This window comes from Shewanella sp. N2AIL (genome assembly GCF_022690845.1).
GTDB lineage: Bacteria > Pseudomonadota > Gammaproteobacteria > Enterobacterales > Shewanellaceae > Shewanella > Shewanella baltica.
Genome location: NZ_JALBYT010000005.1, coordinates 68047 through 92690 on the forward strand (window position 1 = coordinate 68047; position 24644 = coordinate 92690).

A 24644-nucleotide genomic window follows, 5' to 3' on the forward strand; every position below is an offset into this window, starting at 1 on the left:
AAAATAGTGTACAAATCGTGATTAAATTCACCTTTATCTCAACTCTCACGAGCACTTCATTCTAGTGCTAACAATCAAATTCGGCGAAAAAAATACATCGACTTAGCCACCCGTGTCCACCAGCTTGAACGGACACATTAGCGGACACTCTTACGCCTTCTCGGCAACAATGCGCGGACACTTAAACATTATTACATTGATAAATAAGATTAATTTTTTATGGCACAGATTCTGCTGTGGCAGGGTAGCAAGTTAACGCGCTCAGGCATAACCCGCCGAGCCACATAGCCATTCAAGGAAGCACTATGAATACACGCACTCAACTTATGGGCGGTCTGTTTATTCTCGCTCTGATCCCAACCGCCATTTGGGCAACTCAAGCGAAGATCCAAGCAACGAGCAACAGTGAAGATGGAGGCATATCAGTGCTCAGCCAAAGTCAGCCAGATTTCTCATGGATTTATGTTCAGCAAGATGGCGAAATGACTATCGGCGCTGGTCACAGTGACGATTGGGAGCAACTTGAACGCCAAGGCAATCCTTATCATGCCGATTATCTGTGGGTGAAAACCGCAGGAACGCCTTACGTGATCACAGATCCCGCCATAGTGGCGCAAATCAAAACCGCCATCATGCCTATGCAACAACAGGGAGAAAAAATGCAGGCAATAGGTGAACAGCTGCAGCAAAAAGGCAACGCGATCAACAGCCAAACTCAGCAACTTTTACTCAATGTTGCGACCGAGAATGAAGATCCTAAGATACAGGCGGAGATCGACAGCCTGAGCGCATCGATGGACTTGCTGGATCAACAAATGAATGAGCTAGGCAAAGTTCATGAAAGCCTTTCCAATACCGCAGAGAAGCAAATTGTCAGCCTCGCTCAAGCAGCCATTAAAGCGGGCACGGCGATAAAGGCACCTTAACCGTCTTTGGAAAACAGCCAGCGCATTTGCCAACAGGCAAAAAGCCGCAAGATCCTGACACATGCTTCCTACGCCAGTCGCGCATAATGCTGATTTAACCGAATCACAGAACGGTTAATTTTGGCATTACGCGTGATAGTGGTTGAATTTTCGAGCGAAATTGACTATTTTCACGCCGCTTGTCACTTCACTAGGAAAAGGATCAACATGGAACAAGTTATTACCCCAACCGCAGGGAAAGATAATCCGATTCAAATGACAGAAATTGTCTATTCGAAGGAAAAATCGCTATTCACTCTGTTAGCGATTATCTCAGGGATCGTTTGGGCAGCATTGATCATAGGCACTTTGGGCATGGCCCTGCTCTATGTGTTGATGTTTTTCATTATTTACCTCTTCAGCCACTCCGCTTTTATCAGCTACCTAAAAGGTACGGCTGTCGAAATCAATGCAGAGCAATTCCCTGAATTACACAAACAATATTTAGCATGCTGCGATCGTTTAGAAATGAAAGAGCCACCACGGGCTTACTTGTTGGCCGCCGATGGCATGCTAAACGCGCTGGCAACCCGCTTCCTCGGCCGTAACTATATCGTGTTGTTTTCATCGATTGTAGATGCGCTTGAGTCCGATAAAGATGCACTTAACTTCTATATCGGCCACGAATTAGGCCATATTCGCCGCAATCATATTGGCAAAGCGCCCTTTTTAGTCTTCGCCACTTGGTTGCCTTTAGTGGGTGCGGCTTATTCTCGCGCCTGTGAATATACCTGCGACCTCCACGGGTTACGTTGCTGCAACAGCTTACGTTCTGCCACCAATGCCGTCGCCGTATTAGCCGCTGGCGTAGAGCAATGGAAACGTATGAATGTGGATCAATATATCCGCCAAGCTCGCGAATCGAGTGGTTTTTGGATGTCACTGCACGAGCTTAACGGCAGCTATCCTTGGCTGACTAAACGTATGGCAAGAGTCGACGCCAAAGCGCAGGGAACGGAATACACGCCGCCATCACGCAGTGCATGGGCATTTGTATTTAGCCTCTTTATGCCACGCATGGGCACAGCTGGCGGTGGACTCATTATTTTTGCTGCGATTATTGGTGTTGCCGCCGCAGTTGCGTTGCCAGCGTACAAGCAATATCAAGAAAAGATGACTGCAGCCACGAGTTATGAAGCCCCGGCCGCAACCGAAGCGACACCAGCAGCTATGACTGTGCCTGACGCAACACTCGCCATTGCCAGTATCGATCAGCAGCACCAAGCACTGACGCCGATCACCGACATCTTAGTTGGCTATTATCAAACCAACCAAGCATGGCCAACTGAATTAGATGCCCTAAAGCTGACGGACGAGCAGATTGCGACATTTAATTTGTACACAGATGGCATAGTCGGCTTTGTCGGAGGCGAAGCCCTCGGTGATTATCAAGGCTACGAAGTCTATCTATCGCCACAAGTTGATGAGCAAAGCAATATCACTTGGGTATGCAGCAGTAGCGACATTCCCGACGAATATCTGCCAATAGATTGCCAAGGCTAAGATCAAAAAGCGCTGCAAATGCAGCGCTTTTTAGTTGAGGACGAGTTAGCCCTTTTGAATCGTCATAGTCCAAGCAGCATCGCCCTTCTGGGCAAAGTGGGTCACCTCATGCCCGGCTTCAGCCGCCCAGCGGGGAATATTCTCAGTTGCTTGGCCACAATCGTAATCCAGTACCACTTTATCGCCAGTCTCAAGACTCGCAATTAAGCGTTGTAACTCAATTAAAGGAAAAGGGCATAGTTTACCCGTTGTGTCGAGATACTGTTCCATATACAGCTCCTTTATAAACGTTAAATCTGCGCAAGACGCATTGGCCTCAGTAGCGCAAAATAGTTAAAGCACCAACTGCCAAATAAAATAGCAGGGATAAATAGCCAGCCTTGCCACGACAAATAAGCCGTGCCAACGAGCGCATTACCAAGCATGCAACCTCCGGCAAGCCCGCTCCCCACACCCATCAACAGGCCACCAATAAACCCAAATAACACCACTTTATGACCTGGGTAGCGCCAGCGCTGCTCAGCACTGCCCCGAGCAGCGATAAAAGCGCCTACAAATAATCCCAAGAGAAAATATCCAGGCCAACTAAAGAACTTAGTGTTACCTGTGGTGACAAGATCCCATAACTGCGCACTCGGGCCACTGATCCCAACACTGCCTACACGACCACTTTCAAGACTTGCAGGCCATGCAAGTAGCGCCAGTAAACCAATCAGCAAAGCACTTACAAAGGGATGCCAGCGCGCTTCAAACAACCAATGAGCTAAACCCGTTTTACGGGGTGCCATCAGTGCAACCGGACGTTTGCGGCGTTTGAGATAACCCAATGCCAACCACAATGTGAGTAATACGAGGACAAGCACGATCACCCAAGGGGAAACGCCCAGAGTTTGATAGAGCGTTTGGTCCTCGAGTTGATGCTGTTTAAAAGGTTTAAGTAGACCTTTCACCTCATCAAGACGCACTAATTTACTGGCAGCAATAAAACCGAGAACGGCCATCACACTAGCAGCTAACCCTTCGGCAGCGCGGTAATAGGCACCAGTGGAGCAGCTTCCCGCTGCTGCCATACCCACACCAAACAATACACCACCGACTAAGGTTGCCAACCAAGGGAAATGCCCTTCTGGCAATTTAACCCAACCCCATTCGTAAAACAGGAACAGCCCTAGACTTTGGATGCTGATGGCAATCAAAATAGCGATCACCATGGTAAAGTCCCGTTGCAGATAGGTATCGCGGATCCCGCCCGCCATACAAAATCTCCCCCTTTGCATCACAAACCCCATGGCTAAGCCAATACCTAAGCCACTGAGAATAGTCAACATAGTCCTATCCTCAACGCTGGATCAGATAACGAATAGTCGGACCATTCTGCTCAATTTCCAGCACTTTATAACCATGATTTTTAGCGTCGAGGGGAATGTTGTTAATAGACTGCGGGCAGTCACTAATCACCTCGAGAATTTCACCGGGCTTTAACTTTGGCATAGCCTCAAGGGTAGCCACTGCGGGATAAGGGCAAGGTTCCCCCACCATATCGAGTTGATAATCTGGAATATATTGAGCCATTACGCCGCCTCCGCTAGCAATTGTTCATCACGCTTCGCCTTACGAGCAAAGAAACGTTTTTCCCACAGCAACATAGCGCCAAAGGAGAGCCCCAGCAGCACATAGGTCAGCAATAATCCGCCTTTATCGCCAAAGCTGGTCAGTAAATTAACTTTGTCCCAGTTCGTTGCTAATGGCTGAGCGATATCATCCCAGTAATACGCCAGTAAGGTTGAACCCAACACGTTACCTAAGCCCACCCACCAGAAATGCACTTGGCCTTCGACTGCACGATACATCCAACCCGTTTCACAACCACCAGCCAGTACAATACCAAAACCAAACAGTAAGCCGCCGATCACCGCATTAGGGCCAGCCCACATGATCTTAGGTGGCACACCCAGTTGCACATAGCTGTAAATACCTATCGCACTGACCGCCATGCCTAAGATAATCGCCTTCGCCATGTGAGTACGACCAGTGATCCACATATCGCGGAACGCTGAGGTAAAGCAGATTTGGGCCCGTTCGATTAATAAACCAAAACCAACACCACAGAGCATAGCAATGCCGAGTTTTGGCGCATTGAACATAGTCAATAACCCCCAACCGACGATGCCTACAAACACCAACATACCGATACGGAAACGACGTCTAGCTTGGTTTTCGTCCTGCTTGATTGAAGTCGCTTTATTTACCTTTTTCAGTTTTATCGGAATACGGAACATCGGCAGCAAGGTAAATCTTGCACCAAAGTAAGAGCCTGCCGCAGTCGCCAAAGCAAAGAACCAAGCATGTAAAGAGAACTGCGGAATACCCGTGAAGAAGGCGGCAAGGTTACAACCCATAGCTAAACGGGCACCAAAGCCAGCAATAATGCCGCCGATCAGTGCCTGAGCAATACGGATACGGCTCTGTGGCATACGCAGTTTGACGTTATTGGCCCAAAGCGCAGCAGCAATACAACCACCAAACATACCGATAATCATCATGCCGTCGATACGATCTAGAGGAGAGCCCTGCAGACCTATCACTTTGAAATAACCCCAAGTTTCTGGTTCTGCACCTAAAAACTGCAGTAAATGACCACCCCAACGAGTGAATTCCCCAGTAACGGCCCAGAAGGTTCCGGTCAAACCAAAATAGTAAGTAGAAAGGATACCCGCAGCGATAACCGCTGGCATAGGCGCCCAAAAACGGACTAAATATTCTTGTTTAAATTGTTGCCATGTCATGTCATTACCCTAATGAACGAGACTATAAAAAATAAGCGCAATGCGCTTATAACCTGTGTGCCAGAGTGATTGAAGTCGTTCGACAACTTCAATCACAAGTGGCCTCACGCTTAAATGGCTTTAGCTAAGCTGACACACTGCTGCCCCAACAGGCGATAACCGTGGGTGTAAAGCGTTGCCCTGCCATTACGGCAAAAACCGATAAGCGTGATATTGCTTTTCTCTGCTAATTCCAACGCCAGTGAAGTCACGGCGGACATAGCAAACAGAATTTGGATATTGGCACTAGCGGCCTTTTGCACCATCTCAAAACTCGCGCGACTGGTGAGCAATACGGCCACAGGACGTTCCACATTGTGAGCGGAAAAGGCGCCAATTAGCTTGTCTAGTGCGATATGCCTGCCTATATCCTCATAGGCGGCGATGATCTGTCCTTGATGGTTAAGCCCCATGGCCGCATGAGTGGCACCCGTCAGCTTAAAATGTTGTTGATTATCTTTAATTTGCCCAAGTGCGACTTGTAAGTGTTCGATATCGAATCTAGCATCTGAGTCCACCCGCATCACAGGCTTGACGGCCTCTTCGAGCTGGGCAACACCGCACAATCCACAACCTGTGCGCCCCGCCATATTGCGCCTTTGTTGCTTGAGTTCCATAAAGCATCGTTGGTTGATTTCCACTTGGATCAACACGCCTTCACTGGTGAACTCGAGCTCCACCCCTTTGATATCATTGATATGGGAAACGATACGTTCAGATAACGTAAAACCAATAGCGAAGGCTTCTAAATCTTGAGGGCTCGCCAACATCACGGTATGCGCTATGCCGTTATAGACCAGTGCAACCCGCACTTCATTAGCTAAGTAGTCTGTCAGCTCAGATGCGTGCCCATGTTCTAACAAGATCACGTTTCTTTCTGTCACCACTTCATGTGAATGATATTCCATAGCGCCCCTTTAAAACTATAAAACCAAATAAAAACAATTAGTTTGATGACAATTTAAGACTTGTATCACAAACCCATAAACTAAATAAGAATCGCCTTGAATCATCTTTACGCATTTTCTACTATCCCTAGGTCTTCTATTGGAAGAACGTCGTCTCCGGTGAGGCGTCCGGATTTCAAATCCGGGTAGGGCTGCCAGCAGTCCTGGGTAGGTTCGACTCCTATGTTCTTCCGCCAATTCTCATGGGAAAAAAACAACTCCGCATCCCGAACTTCTCGGCTATTACTGCGATACTTCCTACGGGTAAAACCACTTCTGTCAAAGAACTCAAGCAGTTGAATACTCACCTTACGCCCAAGCCCAACCATGTCTTTAAATTCTGCCGTTTCGAGCTTGCCGTGTTCTGCAATATGAGTACGCACTAAGCTGGCGTAGTAACAGATTTGTTCGCTGAGCAAATATCTGTCCTTCACCACAGCAGTAATAAACCCCTGCTGCACCAGCTGGAAACACAGCAGCCTTAATTTGGCAGGTTCAAGCTCAAGGTATTCGCCCATTTCGGTGACCCACACGGGGGCGGTTTGCTCGGCAAGCCAAGGCGCAAGCGCCTGCCAACAATGCTGAGCCTCAGCGTCTAGTACTATTTTGTGTTCAGCGAGCTGCAACAAGGCACCACGCAGCACCATGCGACCTTCTTGGCAAAGCGTGTCGAGCACTTTATTGGCTAATTCGAGCGGCAAAGCGCTATGGCTCATGCGCTGCAGGCGATTACGCCCAAGCCCAAGTTGGTCGGGATGCTGTTGATGGAACTCGCTAAGTAAAGAAACAAACTGTTGTTTTTCTTGCTTAAGTAAACTTGTCGCTATAGCAAATGCCCCAAAACGAACTAAACCCGCTTGGGCTAACAGCATTGCCAGCCCTTCGTCGGTTAATTGCCAACGCCACGCGATTTCATCAAGCTCTATCGCCTGAGTTTGGCCGAGTAAAGCCACCACATGGGCAGGATTATCCAAGCGTGCTAATTGCAGTAATCTCGCGACTCGTTCAGGCGTGCGTTTCTTACGATTAGGGACTTTCAGCGCCAACACTCGCCCCGCACCTAAAGTCTGTTTACCTCCAATGTGTCGCAGGACAATTCGATCGTCCTGACATAGGAGTAGTGGCTTTTCGAGTACTAACTCCGCCAGACAGAAGCCTTCTTCATCAGCTTCATTTAACAGGGAAACTCGACCTAAAGTATGATCGGCGCCATGGTGACAGTGGACATTTTGCCAATGCACCAATGACTCACCGCCTAAAAAATCGAAGGCTCGAATGTGCACAACTGGGCGACTACAGAGCTCGGCTTGAGGCAAGCTGCTCAGCCAATCGCCACGCTCTGGCTCCCTATGGTTATCAACGCCGGTTAAATTGAGTGCTACGCGTGTCCCCGTGACAGCCCTTTGGGCTTCTTGTCCCTGACAATGTATGCCTCGCACTCTGAGTTTGGCCTTTTGCCCTGAGCTAAAAAGACTATCACCCACGCATACGCTGCCGCTGATCACTGTGCCCGTCACAACACAACCCGCACCTTTCACACTAAAGGCGCGATCGAGCGTCATCCTAAAACTGCTGGCATCCTCAGCCCGCTTAGACTCCTGCTCAGCTAAATCAAGAATATGCGCCTTAAGTGCGGCCACACCATTGGATGCTAAGTCGGCAGTTTCACTTGCCGACACCTGAAAAACACCACGGGCCTCAATGCCATACTCGGCCAGCAAAGTGAGTCCATCGGCGACAAGCTGCTCAGCCATATCACTATCAACCAGATCCCGCTTAGTCAGTACTAAGGTCAAACTGTGCAAAGGTAAAAGCGCCAGGATTTGCAGATGTTCGCGGGTTTGCGGCATAACGCCATCATCACAGGCCAGCACGAGTAAGGCATGCCGAGCATGACTCACGCCCACCAGCATGTTGTTGATAAATTTTTCATGCCCAGGCACATCAATAAAAGCGAGGCGCGAACCATCCCTAAGCGGCATAAACGCATAGCCGAGATCTATCGTCATACCGCGGCGTTTCTCCTCCGGCAGCCGATCGGTATTCATCCCAGTCAAGGCGCGAATAAGCATACTCTTGCCATGATCGACATGACCCGCAGTTACAATGATCACAACTGCACACCTAATGTGCTCAGCTCGGCGAGTAGCTCGGCTTCGCTATCAAGACCGCGTAAATCCAATCTGAGTTGATCGTTACTCATGCGACCGATGATAGGACGTGCCGCCTGCTTAAATTTTTGTTCTAACAAACTTAAACTGCCGCCATCGAGTGCAATAAAACACAGCGCCACTGAGGGTAAAAAAGTGTCGGGCTGCGAGCCACTGCCGACCTGTGTTTGGCACTCAACTAATTCAATGCGATAACAAGGTTCAAAGTGAGCTGCCAAAGCATGCTGTAAGCGACGACCAATCTGCCATAACGTCTCTTGGCTGCGGGCAAATTTCGCCATAATGGGCAGCTCAGAGTCTAAGGTTTCAGGGTTAAGATAGTGGATCAATGTTGCCTCTAACGCCGCCAAAATCAGCTTATCGCAACGTAGGGCCCGCTTTAGTGGATGACTCTGTAACTGCTTAATCAGCGACTGTTTACCGACAATTAAACCCGATTGAGGACCGCCCAATAATTTATCGCCAGAAAAACTCACTAAATCGACCCCATCGGCTAGCATGGCTTGGGGCGTAGGTTCTTGTTTTAGCCCAAAGCGGCGCAGGTCCGTCAGTGAGCCACTACCAAGATCCGAAATGAGTGATATGCCACGCTCACGGCATAACTGACCCAGCCTTGCCTCCTCCACTGCGGCAGTAAAACCACTAATATGATAATTGCTGGTGTGGACCTTCATTATTGCAGCGGTATTTTCAGTAATCGCCTGCTCATAATCCTTAAGATGTGTCCGATTGGTGCTGCCGACCTCGACTAAGGTGCAGCCTGCTTGGCGCATAATGTCAGGGATGCGAAACGCGCCGCCAATTTCCACCAACTCACCACGGGAGACAATCACTTCTTTCCCCGCAGCCACAGCTGACAGCATCAACAACACAGCTGCGGCATTGTTATTCACCACACAACAAGCCTCGGCACCCGTTAAGCGCTGGATTAAAGCACTGATTGCATTATCCCTGTGACCACGTTCACCTGCCGCAAGCTCAAACTCCAGCGGTGTGGGGTAGCGCATAACAGAAGTCACGGCTCGAATTGCCGCTTCTGACTGCTGCGCTCGGCCAAGGTTGGTATGCAGTATGGTGCCAGTAAGATTCCACACAGGTATTAAGCTGTGGCTGTAATCTTTAGACAGTTGATCAACCAAACATCCGTGCAATTGCGCAAGCTCGCCACACCATGTCGGCAAACGGCGCTCACTGCCGATTAAGCTACGCGCCGCCTTTAACTGGCTATCCAGCGCCGCCTTTACTGCCACTTTGCCGTAAGACTGCTGCAATATGACAAAGCTAGGCTGCGCCAGTAAGCTGTCCATTGAGGGCAAAGCGCGGTACAAGGCTTGTGGCGTTTCGGGTGCTTGGGTCATCATCTGTGTCATCTTGTTTAAGTTATTGCCATCTGTTGGATAAAAAGCAGGAAGGGATCAGCAACCCGACTCCCTCCTGCATTGACTTTAGCTATTTGGCTTACGTGGTTTCGTGGGCCATTAGCAGTGGGTTCAATGTTGTCGCCCCAAAGCCTTTGGCATTGAGCTCACTGTCTAACATCAAGGTCGCGAGATCGTCAGCCGCCACATCCATAGACGGTGACATTTCAACAAACATCATCTTGGTGTAGCCATGACATTCATCGCAGCTTTCGATCCGCACTTGAGCCTGAGCATCATCTAGCGACCAAATCGTCATCTCTTTGTCCTGACCGCAACTGGTGCAATGGGCGCGAATGTAATGCCACTCGCTTTCACACAAACTGCAATGCAGATAGCGCAAACCAGCACGGGGCTGATCGACTATCACGCTCGCCACGGGATGACATCCACATACGGGGCACATACTCTGTTGCGCCACCTTACGTTGATCCATCCGCTTGATGACCATAGGTGCCCAATGCGACCAGTAGACGCCCATCGCCGCCCAGATGAATAAGCTAAAATGGGCCGGCACTTCACTGACATGTCCTTGGCGCAGTGAACGCCCCCACGAACTCAGCTGTTCTGGAGATTGCTGCATCAGCAACCGCAGCACTCGCGCCATATCCTCATCCACCTGCGGCAACAAATCACTTAACAGTTGCTGTAGCAGTCCTTGCCAATAGCTATCTGCCTCTGAGCCCAAGCGGGAAAGCGGAGTCGCCTCATCTTTCCCCCAAGCGAGAAGCTGACCGAAGTCAGCCTCCTCCGCCAATTTGGCCTGTATAGAGACCAGACGGCGGCACAGCTCAAAGTAGTCAGCCAGCGGCGAGTCCTTGGCCAATGACAGCAAACGATGCGCCCTTCTGTGATACACAGCTTGGGGATCTGCCGCTTTTAACGGTTTTAGTTCCAGCGGCGATTCGCTGCCGGGGACCAGAGGTATCTCGGCTGTATGACTCATTATTTTTTCTCCACGTCCGAATGTTCATCCAACATCACTGGGTGATGTTTACGGCACCAAGCCTTAGAGACTTTGCCGTAAAGCATGCCCGTTACCGACCCTTCCACCCACGTCGCCATCCAGAAATGCACCATCACAAAAATCAACATGATGAGCGCACAAATGGCGTGTAACAGAATGGCCCAACCCACCACAGTGGCGGAGAAATAAGGCGCAAAATAAGGCTGCCACATGATGATCCCCGTCACGGTTAAAGTGACAGACGTCAGCACGAAGGCGCGAAACAATACCTTTTGCCCCGGGTTGTAATGGCCGATAGGCGGGATTTTCTCCTCGTTCTCGAACATCACATCCTTAATGGCGAGCATCCAAGCGAGGTCGTGCTTTTCCCATTTGTTGTGTTTGTAGTAACGCACCAACATCAACATCAGCGGTAGACACATCATCAAGCCCGCAATGGGATGAATGAACTTCGCCAATTGCGGTGTGCCCGCTATCGCCCCCAACCATTGAAACGACGGATAAAAGAAGGAAAAGCCAGTGAGAAAGGTGACTAGGCCAACTGCTACAATGAACCAATGACAGATGCGATCGAACAGCTTGTGACGCACTATCATTTCTTGCTTATCATGCTTGCTCATTTGTCGCCCTCCTCTTCCTGCTTAGCCTCTTCCTCTGGCGGTTGATAACCCGGCTGGTCCTCTTCCACTATGTTGCGACCGACGGTGATCTTATGCAGACAAGCGACAGCGGCAGTGGCAAGAATGCCCATAGTGCCTAAAGGTTTGACCCAGTCTTGCCACAGAGTCAGTGACAGCGGGATCTGCGGGTTATCAGGCATGTTGTAGCTTTCGGGCTGATTGATATCGTGCAATATCATCATCATACCCGTACCACCTACGCCCTCAGGGTTATAAAGTCCTGCCTTAGCAAAGCCCCTTTCCTTCAGTTCTTCGACCCGTTTTTGCGAGTAAAACAACATGTCCTCACGGGTGCCAAAACGCAGCGCCCCTGTGGTACAGGACTTAACACAGGAAGGTTCCAATCCCACGGCTAAACGGTCAGAGCACATAGTGCACTTGTAGGCCTTGTTGTCCTTAGGATCGATTTTGGGCACATCGAAGGGACAAGCACTGGCGCAATAACCGCAGCCGATACACTTGTCCGAATCGAAGTCCACCACACCATTGGCGTGCTGGATAATCGCGCCCGAGGTCGAACAGGCAGTTAAGCAGGCAGGGTCGGCACAATGCATACAGGCCGAGTGGGTAAATTGCCAACGCAGCTTGTTGCTTTCCATCACCTCATGGAACTCCATCAGGGTCCAACATTGGCCCGATAGCGACATAGGGTTTTGGTAACTACCTTGGAACGTGCCCACTTCTTCCCGTAAATCATTCCACTCAGAACACGCCACTTGGCAGGCTTTACAGCCATTACACTTAGTGGCGTCGAACAGCTTGGCGACCTTTTCTGACGAATTACGCCCCTTTGCCGCAGGCGTCACCGCTGAAGTACCGGAGCGGCGGATAATGTCTTGTGATGCCATAATCAGAGCCCCTTAGCTTTAGTGATGTTAACCAAAAATGCTTTGAACTCAGGCACCTGTGTATTTGCATCCCCCACTTCCGTGGTGAGCACGTTACAGGAGTAACTCTTACGAGTGAGCGCATTATGGCTGCCGTGACGGGGTAACCCGACGGTATGAACTAACTGACCATTCACCTTTAACGGCTGCAGACGTTTAGTCACTAAGGCTTTGGTTTCAATGCTGCCACGTTTAGAGCTGACAGTGACCCAATCCCCATTGGCGATACCTTTTTCTGCCGCCAACATTTCATCGATTTCGACGAAGGTTTCCGGCATAGAAATCGCTGCCAAACGGGCATGAGTAGACCAAAAATTAAAGTGTTCAGTCACACAGTAAGTGGTTGCCACATAAGGGAAGTCCTTATGGGAACCTAAGGTTTCCTTCACACCCGGTAGCATACGTACCGCAGGGTTACTGGTGACCTTGTGTAACGGGTTCACCCCAATAGGCGACTCCATAGGCTCGTAGTGCTCAGGGAACGGACCTTCGGCCAACAACTTAAGGGCAAAGAAGCGACCCACACCTTCAGGTTGCATGATGAAGGGACCTGCGGATTCCTGTGGGGTTAACTTCATATTGAAGTCGCCCACATCGATACCATTCCACTTACCATCAACCCACTCGACGATAGTACGTTTGGGATCCCATGGTTTGCCGTTGATATCGCAAGAAGCGCGGTTATACAGCACGCGACGGTTGGCTGGCCAAGCAAATGCCCAGCCCGGAGTGACACCTTTACCCGAAGGATCATGGTTGTCGCGGCGAGCCATCAGGTTGCCCTCTTCGGTCCAAGAACCCGCATAAATCCAACAGGCGCTAGCAGTACTACCATCAGCTTTGAGTTCAGAGAAGCTACTGAGCTGACGCTGAGTAACGAGATCCTTACCGTTAAGCTCGCGAGCAACTTCTTCGGCATGCGGCGAGTAAGGATTGTGATAATCCCAACTTATCGCTTGCACTGGCTCAGGCAATTTACCGCCCTCTTGCTTGTACAGTTCACGCATGGCCATTAAGACACCGGAGAGGATCTCAGCATCTGGCTTAGCTTCACCCGGCGGGTTAGCGCCCTTCCAATGCCACTGCATCCAACGTCCAGAGTTAACGATGGAACCTTCTTCCTCAGCAAAACACGTCGTCGGTAAGCGGAACACTTCCGTCATGATTTCAGCGGGATTCACCTCGTTGAAGCCATCGGCGTTTTGCCAGAAGGTTGCCGTTTCCGTTGCCAAGGCATCCAGCACCACCATGTACTTAAGATTACTCAAGGCTTTGAGTACCTTATTGCGGTTCGGCATAGAATTAATGGCGTTAACCCCTTGGATAATGTAGCCATTCACTTCACCGTGGAAAGCCATGTCTAAGTGCTTAGTAAAGTCGTACTGTTTATCCCACTTAGGCACCCAGTCATAACCAAAGTCATTTTCAACCGTGGCGTTATCGCCCCAAAAGCTCTTCATTTGCGAAATAAAGAATTTAGGGTAATTCTGCCAATAGTTGGTTTGACCTGGACGCAAGGCGACAGGCGTGTAACGATCGAGATAGGTCTTAAGATCAGTGTCTTTTTCACTCGGTAACTTCAAGTAACCAGGCAAGCTTTGGCACAATAAACCCATATCGGTCGCGCCTTGCACGTTAGAGTGACCACGCAGTGCGTTAACGCCACCGCCCAACACCCCAATGTTACCCAGCAGCAACTGCACCATAGCCATAGAGCGAATGTTCTGCGCCCCTTTAGTATGGTGAGTCCAACCTAAGGCATACATAAAAGTGGCGGCCCTATCGTGGGTATGAGTGCTGCCAATTTGCTGGCAAACCATCTCATAGTCCGGAATCGGCGTACCGGTAATATTGCTTACTGTTTCAAAGTCATAGCGATCTACATGTTGCTTCATTAAGTTCCACACGCAGCGTGGATGCTCGAAGCTAGGATCGACTTTCGCGTAACCCTGTTCGTCTAACTCGTAGTACCAAGACTCTTTATCGTAGCTATCTGTTTCTTCATCGAAACCACTAAACAGACCTTCACTAAAAGAGAAGTCTTCGCGCACTATGTAACTGGCATTGGTATAAGCCTTCACATAGTCGTAGTTCACTTGTTTGGTTTCAATAAGATAGCGGATCACCCCGAGCAGGAAGGCGATATCTGTGCCCGAACGGATCGGCGCATAATAATCGGCCACAGCGGCGCTACGGGTGAAGCGAGGATCGACCACCAAAAGTTTAGCGTTATTATGTTGCATCGCTTCTGTAACCCAGCCGAATCCGACAGGGTGAGCCTCTGCAGCATTACCGCCCATGATAATGATCAAATTAGAATTTTTAATATCGATCCAGTGGTTGGTCATGGCACCACGTCCAAATGTCGGAGCAAGACTTGCTACCGTTGGAGAGTGTCAGTTACGCGCAATAGTATCGATTGCAACTAGGCCCAGTGCCCGTGCAAATTTCTGGGTGATATAGCCGCCTTCGTTCGGCATCGCCGACGAGGTCATCATCCCAGTGCTAAGCCAACGGTTAACCGTCGTCCCGGCAGAATTCTTTTCAATCAAGTTAGCATCACGATCATCTTTCATCAGGCGGGCGATGCGTTGGTAAGCTTCGCTCCAGCTGATACGCGTCCATTCATTGCTGCCTGGCGCACGGTACTCTGGGTATTTAAGCCGATTAGGGCTGTTTACATAGTCCACTAAACCAGCGCCTTTAGGACACAAGGCCCCACGGTTGACTGGATGGTCTGCATCCCCTTCGATATGGAAAATACTCTGTTCGGCGTTCTTGCCATTACTCCCTTTGCTGTACATCAGCAATCCGCAACCCACTGAGCAATAGCAGCAGTTATTGCGGGTTTCTTTCGCGCTAATGAGTTTGAATTCCCGAACGGCCGCATAGGCCTTTTCGGACATCAATCCCAACGCTGAAATTGCTGAGGTGGCAGCTCCGGCAGCACACAGTCTAAAAAACTGGCGTCTGTTCATTGCGTCCTCTCACACTCTTGTCGTTATGAGTCTAGTGGTTGCTGTGGTAAAAATGGCAACCGATTGAGTGAGTCCTACTAAAGACCACACTTAATTTAAGATTATCCCCAAAGAAGAAATAGATAACAAATAATGACATTAGATCAAGATCTCAAATAAACAACCACAGAACTTAACTCCAAAAAAAATCAATAAAAAAGCATTAAAGACCATTTATAAATGATAAAAGCACAACAATAGGAATTAAAAACCAATAATCCACAAAAGACAATTTGTCCAACATGACAACCCCATATTGTCCCACACCATAGAGTTATGGTTATTAAAAATGATTATATGCATTCAAATATGCATAATGATGGCGGATAAAAACACAAAAGTGACGGTTTATTGAGGGGTAAGTAGCCACTGAAATTGACAATGTAAAGATCAGCGCAAAAAGTGCAGAGTCTGCGGTGTTAAACACACCAAAAGGGCAAAGATGAGGATCGAGCTAAAAAGGGGAAACACTCAAGAAAAAGGCATAAGAAATCCACTTATGCCTGCATTTTGTTTTATTTCAGCAGTTATGTTTAGCAAGTTGGGGAGTGAATCCTGAGTATTTCAGCAAAAGCGCCCCAATACACCCAACTCAACCGAGTCAACAACGGCTTAGTCGTTACACACTAAGAACTAAAGCGCTTAAAAGCTCGCTAGCGTTCCTGCTGGCAGGTAAGCGTTAAAGCTTGCTGTGTATAACAGGTCTGTCGCGGCTTCGATATCTGGTGCGAAGTACCTGTCTTTATCGTAATAGGCGACGACTTCACGCAATTCGGCTTTGGCCTTAGCCACTGCAACACTTGGCATTAAAGGTGCGCGGAAATCTAAACCCTGCGCCGCCGCTAACAATTCAATTGCCAGTACACCACGAGTGTTTTCACTCATATCGCGTAAACGACGGGCCGCAAACGTCGCCATAGAGACGTGATCTTCTTGGTTAGCCGATGTTGGTAAACTGTCTACCGATGCTGGATGGGCGTAGGTTTTGTTCTCAGACGCCAAAGCTGCCGCTGTCACTTGAGCGATCATAAAGCCTGAGTTCACGCCGCCGTTTTTCACCAGGAAAGGCGGCAGTTTCGACAGGCTAGAATCGATTAACAGTGCGATACGACGCTCAGCAATAGAACCCAGTTCGGCAATCGCAATCGCCAGATTATCCGCCGCCATAGCCACAGGTTCGGCGTGGAAGTTACCGCCCGAAATGATATCGCCCGTGTCTTGGAACACCAGTGGGTTATCGGTTACGCCGTTGGCTTCAGTGCCTAACACATCGGCCGTATGGCGAATTTGGGTCAAGCAAGCACCGAGTACCTGTGGCTGACAGCGCAGTGAGTAAGGATCTTGCACCTTTTCACAGTTAACGTGACTTAAGCTTATCTCAGACTCTTCGCCCAATAGATGACGGAAAATCATGGCCGAATCGATTTGACCTTTCTGACCACGGGCCGCATGGATGCGTGAATCGAACGGGCTACGACTGCCCATCGCCGCTTCGACGCTCATGGCACCGATCACTGAACTCGCCGCAAACAAGTCTTCGGCGTGGAATAACCCTTCCAGTGCCAGCGCTGTCGACGCTTGCGTGCCGTTAAGCAAAGCGAGCCCTTCTTTGGCCGCTAAATCGATTGGCTTGAGACCAGCAATTTCTAAACCTTCGGCGGCAGAAATTAACTCACCTCGATAGCTCATTTCGCCTTCGCCCAGCATAGGCAAACACATGTGCGCCAGTGGCGCTAAGTCACCCGATGCGCCCACTGAGCCTTTTTCTGGCACGCAGGGATAAACTTCGGCGTTCACTAAACTGATTAAGAAGTTAATCACTTCTAAACGAATGCCCGAGAAGCCACGGCTTAATGAATTGATTTTTAACACCATCATCAAACGTACTGTGGCGTCTTGCATGTATTGGCCCGTACCAGCAGCGTGCGACAACACGATTGAGCGTTGCAGTAATTGCAGATCTTCGGGCGCTATCTTGGTATTGGCCAACAAGCCAAAACCCGTGTTGATGCCATAAACGGTGCGACCTTCATCCAACACTTTTTGCACGATTTGCGCGCTGGTGTTGATGTCAGTAATGGCCTCTGGCGCGAGTTCGAGTGTCAGCTTATGGCGGCTGATTTCGCGTAATTGCGCTAGGCTCAAGCTACCCGGCGTTAACACTAAGTGATTCACAGATTTCATATTTTTAGCTCCAAGCTTTTAGTTATTATTGTTATTTTAAGAAGTTAGCATCGGCTACTCTTGCATAGGTAAGTCGAGGCCTTGCTCTTTGGCGCAGTTTTTCGCAATCTCGTAGCCCGCATCGGCATGGCGCATCACGCCTGTCGCTGGGTCATTCCACAGCACACGGCCAACACGTTTTGCCGCCGCATCAGTACCGTCACACACAATGACCACACCCGAATGTTGGCTAAAGCCCATGCCGACGCCGCCGCCGTGGTGTAATGACACCCAAGTTGCGCCACTAGCCGTATTGAGTAGTGCATTCAATAATGGCCAATCGGATACTGCATCTGAGCCGTCCAGCATAGATTCGGTTTCGCGGTTCGGGCTGGCAACTGAGCCAGAATCTAAGTGATCGCGGCCAATCACCACGGGCGCCGACAACTCGCCATTTTTGACCATTTCATTAAAGGCTAACGCTAAACGGGCGCGATCTTTTAAGCCGACCCAGCAAATACGCGCAGGCAGACCTTGGAAGGCGATGCGCTCGCGTGCCATGTCTAACCAATTGTGCAAGTGTGGATTATCCGGAATAAGCTCTTTCACTTTGGCGTCGGTTTTGTAGATATCTTCTGGATCGCCAGAAAGCGCCACCCAGCGGAATGGACCAATACCTTCACAGAACAGCGGACGAATATAAGCAGGCACAAAACCTGGGAAATCAAAGGCGTTTTCAACGCCCATCTCAAACGCCATTTGGCGAATGTTGTTGCCGTAATCTAAGGTAGCTGCGCCGGCAGTTTGCAAATCGAGCATGGCTTGTACTTGCACCGCCATCGAGGCTTTTGCTGCTTTCACTACGCCCGCTTCGTCGGTTTTACGCATGGCCGCAGCCTCTGCCATAGTCCAACCCTGCGGTAAATAACCGTTTAATGGATCGTGGGCAGAGGTTTGGTCGGTTACGACATCAGGTGTAACGCCGCGCTTAACCAGTTCTGCAAACACATCGGCGGCATTTGCCAGTAAGCCAACAGATACAGGCTTGCCAGCTTGGTTTGCCTCTTCAATCATCGCCAATGCTTCATCGAGCGAAGTGGCTTTCTTGTCGACATAGCGGGTGCGCAAACGGAAATCGATGCGGGTCTCGTCGACTTCACAGGCTAACACCGAGAAGCCCGCCATAGTGCCCGCCAGCGTTTGCGCGCCGCCCATGCCACCTAGCCCGCCAGTGAGGATCCATTTGCCTTTGGAGATACCATCAAAGTGCTGTTTCGCTACAGAAACGAAAGTCTCGTAGGTGCCTTGAACTATGCCTTGAGTACCAATGTAGATCCACGAACCTGCGGTCATCTGGCCGTACATGGCCAAACCTAACTTATCTAACTCGTTGAAATGCTCCCAGTTCGCCCAATGTGGTACTAAGTTTGAGTTAGCGATTAATACGCGCGGCGCATCGGCGTGGGTGCGAAATACGCCCACAGGTTTGCCCGATTGCACTAATAAGGTTTCGTCATCTTCGAGGCGTTGTAAGACTTCGATAATTTTGTCGTAGCAATCCCAGTCGCGGGCGGCGCGGCCGATACCACCATAGACGACTAAGTCTTCTGGGCGCTCGGCCACATCTGGGTGCAAGTTGTTCATTAACATGCGCATTGGCGCTTCGGTGAGCCAACTCTTACAGCTTAATTGTGTGCCATGCGGTGCAATAATGCGGCGGCTTGGGTCGTGGCGCTTGTCCATTGAATTTTCCTCTTTCAACCTGTGGTGCTAACTCGTATTCGCTAAGTCGCTAATACGGGTCAGCACTATTGTTTTTATTGTGTTTTTATCTTTTAACTTATAAGGGTACAGCTATTGGAGTGACTGATTTACATCGGTAAATAACGCCACTGGCGCTACTTGCTAAAAGTTAAGTGGCCGCCGAGTTTAAAGCGGCTGCCGGGGTGAACTAACTTGGCAAAACTCACGACGCCTTGGCGTGACCAAGTGCGGCGTAAAATCTGTAAACAGGGCTCAGTGGCGGGGATTTCGAGCCTTTGCTGTAATTCTTCACTGGCGATAATCGCTTCAATCGTGTGATGCGCCTCGGTCAGCGGTGCCACTTGGGACAAATATTCGTGGGGTGTCTGCTGGGTAAAATCCTGCAATAAATAATCGGGCACCAACTCGGGATTCACATAACGCTCTTCAACTTGCAACGGTAAGCCCTGCTCGCAATGCACTAAGATCGAATGGAATACTGTCGCACCGTGCTCAAGTCCAAGGGAAATTGCGATACTCGTACTCGCCACGACTTGTTCTAACACCCATTGCTGCACGCTATAGCCGTGGCCGCGGTCTTTTATCTCATCGGCAATATTGCGGATCGCCAACATAGACGACTGGGATTTACACCCTGCGACAAAGGTGCCTAGCCCTTGAGAACGCTCAAGCACACCGCTATCCGTCAGTTCGGTTAACGCACGTCGCGCCGTCATTCGGCTGCAGGTAAATAAGTCGGCCAGCTGATTCTCGGAAGGCACGCGGGCGTTTTCTTCCCACTCGCCAGATTCGATAGAGGAGATAATGTATTGCTTAATTTCTGCAAACTTAGGAATAGCCAAAACACATCCTCTTAAATTCAGCTTCTTGTTCCTGTGCCCTTGCGAAAGTCATGCTTGCTAAAGTGGCACGGACGAAGGCGACAAAGACACGGGTCTGTCATGCCACTTTCAAACGGTGAAAATAGCGGCTACAATCCTAGCTTGTATATACAAGTAAATACAAGCTAGCTCACATAAATTTAATAAACCGTTAATCACTTGGTTAACATCTGCCAGCACAGCGAGGGGAATACATGTCTTGGGATCAGGTTTGGATTGACGTTAACTTAGCCACAATGGACCCTTCCATATCAGCACCTTATGGCGCGATCACCAACGCGGCTATCGCAGTTAAAGATGGCAAAATTGCTTGGCTTGGCCCCCGCAGCGAACTGCCCGCCTTCGATGTGTTGTCCATTCCCGTTTACAGAGGCAAAGGCGGCTGGATCACTCCAGGATTGATTGATGCCCACACCCACTTAATCTTTGCCGGTAATCGCGCCAATGAATTTGAGTTACGCCTACAAGGCGCGAGTTACGAAGAAATTGCCCGCTCAGGTGGCGGCATTATTTCGACCGTTAAGGCCTGCCGCGAAGCGGATGAAGCAGAATTATTTGAACTCGGCCGCCAGCGCTTAAACGCCCTAGCCAAAGAAGGGGTGACTACGGTTGAGATCAAATCAGGTTACGGCTTAGATACTGAAACTGAATTGAAAATCCTGCGTGTCGCACGCGAGCTCGGCAAGCATCACCACGTAGATGTGAAGACCACATTCCTTGGCGCCCATGCGATTCCGCCTGAGTATAAAGACAACAGCGACGGCTATGTCGACTTAATTATCAATAAGATGCTGCCCGCAGTGATCGCCGAAAACCTTGCCGATGCGGTGGATGTGTTCTGCGAGAATATCGCCTTTAATCTTGAGCAAACCGAACGGGTACTTAGTGCTGCCAAAGCGGCGGGCTTAGAGATTAAACTCCACGCCGAACAGCTAACCAATATGGGTGGCAGCGCACTGGCTGCACGTCTTGGCGCTAAGTCTGTGGATCATATTGAATACTTAGATGAAGCAGGCGTTAAAGCCTTAAGTGAAAGTGGCACCTGCGCCGTACTGCTGCCGGGCGCGTTTTACTTTTTGCGGGAAACCCAAAAACCACCTATCGATTTACTGCGCCAATACGACGTACCTATGGTGCTCGCCAGTGACTTTAATCCTGGTTCATCCCCCATTTGCTCAACCCTGCTGATGCTGAATATGGGCTGCACCTTGTTCCGCTTAACGCCAGAAGAGGCCCTCGCGGGTTTAACACTCAATGCCGCCAAGGCACTAGGGATTGAAGATAACGTCGGCAGCTTAGTGGTTGGTAAACAGGCTGATTTCTGTCTGTGGGATATCGCCACGCCTGCACAACTAGCCTATTCCTACGGCGTGAATCCCTGCAAAGATGTGGTGAAAAATGGTAAGTTAGTTCATCAATAGAATGCTCGTACTCGCCGCAAATGTGCATAAGTAGCAAACAAAATAAGGTCGCAAAATCAAACTTGGCGACCTTATCTTGTTTAATGGCTCGGTTAGTTTAAAAAAGGATTTAAGCTTAAACACTGGCCCCATTTTCTAACTGTTCATCTTCTTGTTTCACCAGCTTATGCTCACCTTCGTTACAACCGATTTTCCAATAGCTCGAAGTATAAAAATGACTCTTAGGCAATGAATGCGCTTGCTTAAAATGCCTTCTTAACGCGCGCATGCTATTAAATTCACAAGCAATCCACACGGCGGGCTCGCCAGTAAGCCAAGGTAATTGGGCAATCCGCTCAACCAAAGGGCGACCTTCGGGATCGGCCTCAGGATTAATCACCCAATGCAGCTCAACATTTTCGGGATGCACAAGAGGCTGAATGTCGGCTTCGCTCAATACTTCAATCACAGCGTAACCCACGGCATTGTTTGGTAATTGTGCCAGATTCACGCTGATAGCGGGCAAGGCGGTCATATCACCTGCGAGTAAAAACCAATCCGCCTCAAAGTTGATCTGTTTTTTAAGCCCGGGTCCGCCAATTTGAATAATATCGCCCACCTGCGCCGTTTTCGCCCAACTCGATGCGGGGCCGTCGGTATCGTGCAGTACAAAATCCACATCAATTTCATCAACACGTTGCTGGCGAATCGTGTAGGTTCGCATCAAGGGACGTTCACCCGCTTGTGGAAATAACAACTTGATATAGGCACTCTCTTGATCAATAGGAAAACCAGCGAATCCCGCACCGCCTAAGGTCATGCGTAACATATGCGGGGTGATATAAGTCGAGCGGATCACTGCCAGCTCACGTGGTGCAGGTTTATTCATTATGATTTTCTCCTATGGCGTGTTCTTCCATTAAGCGTGCCTCAACGGCTCCTTTGCCAATCGGGTCTTTTGGCTTACTGGATGGTCTTTTTTGAGCAGGGCAATCCGCACCACTTTTAGCGGCAGCCGCCTCATCCACACTTTTGCTGATCCGATTGGCAAGTTTAATAAAAGTATCAACTTCGGCTGAACTGAGCGCCTGCGTCATGCGCGCCACGGTTTTACGTTCTGAGGCATTGATCTGAGTCATGATCTTTTCCCCCTCAGCCGTGGGTCGCAGCAACTGGCTGCGGCCATCCTTAGGGTTATCGATTTTAGTGATCAACCCACTCTGCTGTAGCTCATTAAGAACACGGGTAATTTGTGCTTTATCCCGCTGCATACGCAGGGCGATAGACTGAGCTGTCGATTCAGGATTGCGACACACGCCCTTCAAGGCACGGATATGAGTGACAGGTAAATCAATCTCTTGTGCAGCAATATCGCTACGCAATTGCTTTTTGTAGGCATGCACTAATCTGTGCAAAGTTTCACTGAGTGACAATGAAGGCATAGAAGGCTCTCGATATAGTTGACTTAATCAACCATATCGAGACTAATTGACAGTGTCAACTATACTGAGCTTAAAAACCGTATTTTTGGCTAACATCCGCTAACAATGCCTGCCACTTAGGATAGCTCGATAACTCCCCATTCCAGGGCGCCATGGTCTTTTCTATCTCAGGCTTTTGGCCTTGCTTTAACTGATATAAATAAGCAAACGCTGAGGCACGATAATTAGCAAGACAATGAACTAAAACATTTTTTCCTTATGCTGATCCATTGCTGTAAAGAAGGCTTCTACATCTTCTACCTTTGGATTTTGCCAATCCACGGGAATATACACGTACTCCATTCCGGCCTGAGTCACGAGTTTTCTTTCATCGGGATGGGCATCTTTGCTACTGTCCGGCATAAGGTTGATCACTACATCCACACCCGCCTGTTTAAGCTGTTGAAACTGTTGTTCATTCGGTAAACCCGAACTTAATAGCTGTGGCGCTTGCTGCTGTAATGCCCTCACATCTTTTATATTTTCGACCGATTTAAATTCAGTAGTGATATTAGCGGCATTCGCCAGCGGAGCACCTAGAAACAGGGCAAAAACAAGGCTCGACAGTGCGTTTTTTCTCATCAACAACTCCTTAATCAACATAAAAAATCTGAGGCTTGCTTAATCCTCTGATAATCTCTTATCCGCTAAGTTCAGTAAAATCACTCAGGATGTAAAAACCTTTGAGCAAGCGCTCATTTTTAATATTAGGGCACCTTAACTAAGGGGATTTTCAATAGAGACATTGGTACGACCAAACTGGTTTCAGGGATGTCATTGAATTTACAGAGGAGAATCCTGTAAGTTAGTGAAAACAAGCTAACAGGCGCGAAATGGAGTTGTTATGTTAAGGATACTGAGTTTGCTGCTACTGATTTTTTCCAGCCAAAGCTTAGCCAGTTCATGGCCTGTACCTAAGTCGATCGTGATGGTTAGTCCTGATGGAGGAGTGATTGCGCGACTCCACTCAGGCTCATTTCCCTTAAACAAACCTGAGTCAGCACAGATGAGTATTTTTATCTGGAATGAGCAGTCTGGGTATGTGCTTTCCGAGCGCTATCCACTGCCTTATCGCTTTGCTCCAGCCAAATTTGCAGTAAACGACAACGGGTTTGTGATTACCGTAGGCAAATATGTTGCGGAAGAAACTGGCCCAGATATTGGCATTTTTAATCCTCAAGGACAGCAAATACAGTCCTATATCTTGGAGCAACTTTTCCCTGATGCAACACAAAGACAGCAATTAATCGCTCAGTCACAAAAATTAACCGCTGAATGGCAGCAACGTCAACAAGATGAGCCTCAATGGTATTGTCTGTCGGCACCAGAAGTCATGATGAGTAATGCTTTCTCTGTTAGGCATGAATTAGGCGCTTTACTGTTTTATGTGGATGAGAATCCATTTGAAATCCACTTATTCGATGGTGGCTGCCCATGATAGTGTTCCACAAGGATTCCATTAGTTCCCGGACAACGAATCCTCTCTTCTCACTCCAAAGTATCTATAAAACTAGCAACAAAATTTTTGCGGTTTGGTTGCAATAAACTGCTAGGATAACCGTTCAAATTTGAGCT

20 protein-coding genes and 1 tRNA gene are annotated in these 24644 nt (G+C 49.1%); 5 read left to right on the forward strand and 16 right to left on the reverse strand.

Annotated features, from left to right (window positions below):
* The first annotated feature begins 305 nt into the window (after positions 1 to 305).
* Both MO387_RS05030 and MO387_RS05035 read left to right on the forward strand, forming a co-directional pair.
* Complete coding sequence (locus MO387_RS05030; protein ID WP_107946200.1) at positions 306 to 926, forward strand: hypothetical protein; 621 nt, start codon at positions 306 to 308, stop codon at positions 924 to 926.
* Positions 927 to 1133: 207 nt separating this feature from the next.
* Complete coding sequence (locus MO387_RS05035; protein WP_107946199.1) at positions 1134 to 2468, forward strand: M48 family metallopeptidase; 1335 nt, start codon at positions 1134 to 1136, stop codon at positions 2466 to 2468.
* Between the two features lie 45 nt (positions 2469 to 2513).
* Here MO387_RS05035 and MO387_RS05040 read toward each other — a convergent pair whose 3' ends face one another.
* From MO387_RS05040 to fdhD, 5 genes are all read right to left on the reverse strand, one after another.
* Positions 2514 to 2738 carry a sulfurtransferase TusA family protein gene (locus tag MO387_RS05040; RefSeq protein ID WP_107946198.1) on the reverse strand — a complete coding sequence of 75 codons (225 nt, stop codon included), beginning with the start codon at positions 2736 to 2738 and terminating at the stop codon, positions 2514 to 2516.
* Positions 2739 to 2758: 20 nt separating this feature from the next.
* Positions 2759 to 3796, reverse strand: a complete 1038-nt coding sequence (locus MO387_RS05045; protein ID WP_107946197.1) for a YeeE/YedE family protein — start codon at positions 3794 to 3796, stop codon at positions 2759 to 2761.
* A 10-nt stretch (positions 3797 to 3806) separates the two neighbouring features.
* Positions 3807 to 4040 (reverse strand): sulfurtransferase-like selenium metabolism protein YedF, encoded by a 234-nt coding sequence (gene yedF, locus MO387_RS05050; RefSeq protein ID WP_107946196.1) that lies wholly within the window; start codon positions 4038 to 4040, stop codon positions 3807 to 3809.
* Positions 4040 to 5254, reverse strand: coding sequence for a selenium metabolism membrane protein YedE/FdhT (gene yedE / locus MO387_RS05055; protein WP_107946195.1), 1215 nt, complete (start codon positions 5252 to 5254; stop codon positions 4040 to 4042). The genes yedF and yedE overlap by 1 nt, the downstream gene beginning before the upstream one ends.
* 110 nt (positions 5255 to 5364) lie before the next feature.
* Positions 5365 to 6201, reverse strand: coding sequence for a formate dehydrogenase accessory sulfurtransferase FdhD (gene fdhD, locus MO387_RS05060; RefSeq protein WP_107946194.1), 837 nt, complete (start codon positions 6199 to 6201; stop codon positions 5365 to 5367).
* Between the two features lie 141 nt (positions 6202 to 6342).
* Between fdhD and MO387_RS05065 the strand changes: the two genes are divergently transcribed.
* Positions 6343 to 6437, forward strand: a tRNA-Sec gene (locus tag MO387_RS05065).
* Between the two features lie 1913 nt (positions 6438 to 8350).
* Here the strand turns inward: MO387_RS05065 and selA are convergent.
* The 8 genes from selA to hutC form a co-directional block, all read right to left on the reverse strand.
* Positions 8351 to 9772 carry an L-seryl-tRNA(Sec) selenium transferase gene (gene selA / locus MO387_RS05070; protein ID WP_107404887.1) on the reverse strand — a complete coding sequence of 474 codons (1422 nt, stop codon included), beginning with the start codon at positions 9770 to 9772 and terminating at the stop codon, positions 8351 to 8353.
* A gap of 97 nt (positions 9773 to 9869) precedes the next feature.
* Positions 9870 to 10775 carry a formate dehydrogenase accessory protein FdhE gene (gene fdhE / locus MO387_RS05075; protein WP_242326113.1) on the reverse strand — a complete coding sequence of 302 codons (906 nt, stop codon included), beginning with the start codon at positions 10773 to 10775 and terminating at the stop codon, positions 9870 to 9872.
* On the reverse strand, positions 10775 to 11416 hold the full coding sequence (locus tag MO387_RS05080; RefSeq protein WP_006084873.1) for a formate dehydrogenase subunit gamma: 642 nt from the start codon (positions 11414 to 11416) through the stop codon (positions 10775 to 10777). The genes fdhE and MO387_RS05080 overlap by 1 nt, the downstream gene beginning before the upstream one ends.
* Complete coding sequence (gene fdxH, locus MO387_RS05085; protein ID WP_011982053.1) at positions 11413 to 12324, reverse strand: formate dehydrogenase subunit beta; 912 nt, start codon at positions 12322 to 12324, stop codon at positions 11413 to 11415. Before fdxH ends, MO387_RS05080 begins: the two co-directional genes overlap by 4 nt.
* A gap of 2 nt (positions 12325 to 12326) precedes the next feature.
* On the reverse strand, positions 12327 to 15341 hold the full coding sequence (gene fdnG / locus MO387_RS05090; RefSeq protein ID WP_087486586.1) for a formate dehydrogenase-N subunit alpha: 3015 nt from the start codon (positions 15339 to 15341) through the stop codon (positions 12327 to 12329).
* A 681-nt stretch (positions 15342 to 16022) separates the two neighbouring features.
* The gene (gene hutH / locus MO387_RS05095) at positions 16023 to 17564 is read right to left on the reverse strand and encodes a histidine ammonia-lyase (protein WP_107946192.1); all 1542 of its coding nucleotides are present in this window, start codon (positions 17562 to 17564) and stop codon (positions 16023 to 16025) included.
* 54 nt (positions 17565 to 17618) lie between these two features.
* The gene (gene hutU, locus MO387_RS05100) at positions 17619 to 19286 is read right to left on the reverse strand and encodes a urocanate hydratase (RefSeq protein WP_107403176.1); all 1668 of its coding nucleotides are present in this window, start codon (positions 19284 to 19286) and stop codon (positions 17619 to 17621) included.
* 155 nt (positions 19287 to 19441) lie between these two features.
* Positions 19442 to 20149, reverse strand: a complete 708-nt coding sequence (gene hutC / locus MO387_RS05105) for a histidine utilization repressor (RefSeq protein ID WP_107946191.1) — start codon at positions 20147 to 20149, stop codon at positions 19442 to 19444.
* A gap of 233 nt (positions 20150 to 20382) precedes the next feature.
* Here hutC and hutI point away from each other — a divergent pair, with 233 nt between their 5' ends.
* Positions 20383 to 21609, forward strand: coding sequence for an imidazolonepropionase (gene hutI / locus MO387_RS05110; protein ID WP_107946190.1), 1227 nt, complete (start codon positions 20383 to 20385; stop codon positions 21607 to 21609).
* A gap of 115 nt (positions 21610 to 21724) precedes the next feature.
* Here hutI and MO387_RS05115 read toward each other — a convergent pair whose 3' ends face one another.
* The 3 genes from MO387_RS05115 to MO387_RS05125 all read right to left on the reverse strand — a co-directional run bounded on the left by MO387_RS05115 (position 21725) and on the right by MO387_RS05125 (position 23651).
* Positions 21725 to 22477, reverse strand: a complete 753-nt coding sequence (locus MO387_RS05115; protein WP_107946189.1) for a siderophore-interacting protein — start codon at positions 22475 to 22477, stop codon at positions 21725 to 21727.
* Positions 22470 to 23030, reverse strand: coding sequence for a MarR family winged helix-turn-helix transcriptional regulator (locus MO387_RS05120; RefSeq protein ID WP_107946188.1), 561 nt, complete (start codon positions 23028 to 23030; stop codon positions 22470 to 22472). Before MO387_RS05120 ends, MO387_RS05115 begins: the two co-directional genes overlap by 8 nt.
* 240 nt (positions 23031 to 23270) lie before the next feature.
* On the reverse strand, positions 23271 to 23651 hold the full coding sequence (locus tag MO387_RS05125; protein WP_234420983.1) for a protein tyrosine phosphatase family protein: 381 nt from the start codon (positions 23649 to 23651) through the stop codon (positions 23271 to 23273).
* 262 nt (positions 23652 to 23913) lie between these two features.
* Here MO387_RS05125 and MO387_RS05130 point away from each other — a divergent pair, with 262 nt between their 5' ends.
* Complete coding sequence (locus tag MO387_RS05130; protein ID WP_107946187.1) at positions 23914 to 24507, forward strand: hypothetical protein; 594 nt, start codon at positions 23914 to 23916, stop codon at positions 24505 to 24507.
* Positions 24508 to 24644: the final 137 nt, after the last annotated feature.